The organism is Burkholderia sp. BCC1644 (genome assembly GCF_902833225.1).
Lineage (GTDB): Bacteria > Pseudomonadota > Gammaproteobacteria > Burkholderiales > Burkholderiaceae > Burkholderia.
On record NZ_CADFEI010000076.1, the window covers coordinates 1 to 446 of the forward strand.

Here is a 446-nt window from a genome sequence, read left to right on the forward strand (position 1 = left end):
CCATTCCTCAATCATCCGCTTGGCGTGGCGCATTGAGACGAACCAGTGCTCGTTCAAGCATTCATCCCGGAACCGCCCGTTAAAGCTCTCGATATAGGCATTTTCTACCGGGTTGCCAGGCCGAATGAACGACAGCGTGACACCGGCTTCGTAAGCCCATGCATCCAGCACCTTACCAGCGAACTCCGGCCCGTTCTGTACCGTGATGGATGCGGGTAAGCCTCGTATCTCCTTCAGCCGCTCGAGCACTTGCCGCACTCGTAAGCCCGGCAGCGAAGTATCGACCTCGATGGCCAAGCACTCGCGCGTGTAGTCGTCGACCACGTTCAGGCATCGAAACCGCCGACCATAGGCCAGCCCGTCAGAAACGAAGTCCATCGACCAGCTCTGGTTCGGGCCTGTTGGTAACGGCAGCGGCGTGCGCTCGACAGCCGCAATACGCTTGC

General features: G+C 59.4%; 1 protein-coding gene. It reads right to left on the reverse strand.

The window, feature by feature from the left end:
- Positions 1-446 (reverse strand): DDE-type integrase/transposase/recombinase (locus HWX87_RS37785; RefSeq protein ID WP_176051850.1); only part of this gene is annotated, 446 nt, incomplete at both ends.